Genomic DNA, 2,190 nt, shown 5'->3' on the forward strand with positions numbered 1-2,190 from the left:
AGCGAGCCGGTGCCGCTCACCGTGCCGCCGAAGCTGGTGTCGTCGGAGCGGTTGAAGACCAGCGAGCCCGCGTTCGCGACATTGCCGGCCAGGGTGCCCGAGGTGCCGCCGTTGCCGACCTGCAGCGCCACCCCGAGCCGCCCGCGCGTGACGCGGCCGTTGCGCAGCAACTGGTCCTTCACGTCGAGCGCGATATCGATCGGGATCGCGAAGGACAGGCCCTGGTAGCCGCCCGTCTTCGAGTAGATGGTCGAATTGATCGCGATCACCCGGCCCTGCAGGTCGAACAGCGGGCCGCCCGAGTTGCCGGGGTTGATCGGCACGTCGGTCTGGATGAAGGGGATGTAGGCCTCGCCCGGCAGCGAGCGCGACTTCGCGCTGACGATGCCCTGCGTGACGGTATTGGCAAAACCGTAAGGCGAGCCGATCGCCATCACCCAGTCGCCCACCTCGGTGCGCGCCGGATCGCCGGTGACCACCGCCGGCAGCCCGTGCGCGTCGATGCGGATCACCGCCACGTCCGACAGCGGATCGCTGCCGATCACGCGGCCCTTGAACTGGCGCTTGTCGGTCAGCTTCACGTCGACCGTGGCCGCGTCGCCCACCACGTGCCGGTTGGTCAGGATGATGCCGTCGGCGTCGACGATGAAGCCCGAGCCCAGGCTCACCTCCTCGCGATTGCCGATCACGCGGCGCGCGAAATACGGCGCCAGCGGACTGTCCGGCGCGATGCCGGGCGGCAGCTCGATGCCGACCTGGGCCACCTCGCGCGTGACGCTGATGTTGACCACCGCCGGGCCGTTGCGGCGCGCGAGGGCGGCGAAGTTGGGCAGCACCAGCGGCTCCCCGGCCTGCACCGAGGTGGAGGTCGCCGCATGCCCGGCCGCGATCGGCGCCAGCGCGGCCAACACCATCGACAAGGCCAGCATCGGCCGCAACCGCCCGAGGCAGGACACCCCGACGCGCAGGCGCAGATGCCTGACATCGCATCCGTCATTCGCCATCGCCACGCCCTCGGCAAGCATGACCGGCGCACAGGATCAACGCCCGCAGCTCGTCGACGGTGAAACGCCCGTCGAGCGTGATGGCGCCGCGACGCCAGCGCGGCCGGTCGCGTATGTCGTCCCAGTCGATCCAGCCGCTCGCCGTCTTGAGCCGCTGGCAGAGCGCACGCAGCAGCAGATCGAGGGCGCCCGGGTTGCAGGCCGTATCGGGGTTCGGGTTGGCTGCCATCTGATGCTCCCACTACAAGGTTGAGGCCTTCGAAGGCTCGCGGGCGGTCGCGCGCTCAGCGCGGCGGAACCGCGACGGGCAGCGCGGGACGCTGCGGCGTGACGGACTTGCCCCAGTTCGCGCCGAACCGGTTGCGCTCGGCCGACAGGTTGAAGGTGCCGATGCGGTTCGACGGCTGCCTCGCGCGATCCTCGGATGCGGGCTGCGAGGCGCCGGTCGAGGGCGCCGCGCCAGACTGCAACTGCCGGCTCAGGCAGTCGTACGACAGCGCACGCACGCCGTCCACTTCGACATCGACGCACACGCCGCGCTTGCCGCCGGCCTGCGCGTCGGTATCCGACGCGGCCGACGCCGACGCCGATGCCGATGCCGACGACGACGATATCGACGCCGGAACCGGGACGAGTGCCTGCGCGAACGCGCCGCCAGCCGTCATCATCGCCATCGCCAGACAGCCGGCCGGCGCCATCCGCGGCACCCGGCCGGTGCGTCGGCGCATCGCCATCGCCTCGTTCGCGCGGCGCATCTCAGTTCGCCCCGTCGCGCGCGGCGAGGAAGCGCCGGAACGCGGCGCGCTCGGGATCCGGCACCCGCGGCGCGGCGGCCGCGAGCGCATCGAACCACGCCTCGCGCATGCCGTCGACGCGATGCCAGCCGCTCACCTGCGCGCCGGTCGGAAACGGTGTCGCCAGCGGTTCGCGGTAATGGACCAGGAACAGGCGCGGCGCCGCCCCGGGCCGGTTCCGGCCAGCACGCCGCCGGCCCCGCGCGTCCCCCAGTAGGAGGCTTCCCCGTGCCGCGACCGCCCCCACCGGTCGCGCTGCCCGAACTTCCCCAGTAGGAGGCTTCCTCGAACAGCGACAGCCCCGACAGGTCGCTGTGCGCGAACACTACCGGCCCGTCGGCCTCGCGCAACGCGAGGATGCCGGGCCGCGACAGGAAGCCGACCTCGGGCGT

Annotated in this window: 4 protein-coding genes; all 4 read right to left on the reverse strand. The window is 72.0% G+C overall.

Annotated elements, in window-relative coordinates:
• Positions 1–914, reverse strand: a 914-nt coding sequence (locus tag F3J18_RS36850; RefSeq protein WP_240156518.1) for a trypsin-like peptidase domain-containing protein, incomplete at its 3' end; no start/stop codon positions are given.
• Between the two features lie 79 nt (positions 915–993).
• Positions 994–1,233 carry a hypothetical protein gene (locus F3J18_RS36855; RefSeq protein ID WP_025097876.1) on the reverse strand — a complete coding sequence of 80 codons (240 nt, stop codon included), beginning with the start codon at positions 1,231–1,233 and terminating at the stop codon, positions 994–996.
• Between the two features lie 55 nt (positions 1,234–1,288).
• A complete protein-coding gene (locus F3J18_RS36860) occupies positions 1,289–1,759 on the reverse strand; it encodes a hypothetical protein (RefSeq protein WP_240154814.1) in 471 nt (156 codons plus the stop codon).
• Position 1,760: 1 nt separating this feature from the next.
• The gene (locus tag F3J18_RS38630) at positions 1,761–1,895 is read right to left on the reverse strand and encodes a hypothetical protein (RefSeq protein ID WP_275691846.1); all 135 of its coding nucleotides are present in this window, start codon (positions 1,893–1,895) and stop codon (positions 1,761–1,763) included.
• Positions 1,896–2,190 lie beyond the last annotated feature (295 nt).

This window comes from Burkholderia sp. Ax-1720, from assembly GCF_011753035.1.
Classification (GTDB): Bacteria; Pseudomonadota; Gammaproteobacteria; order Burkholderiales; family Burkholderiaceae; genus Burkholderia; species Burkholderia gladioli.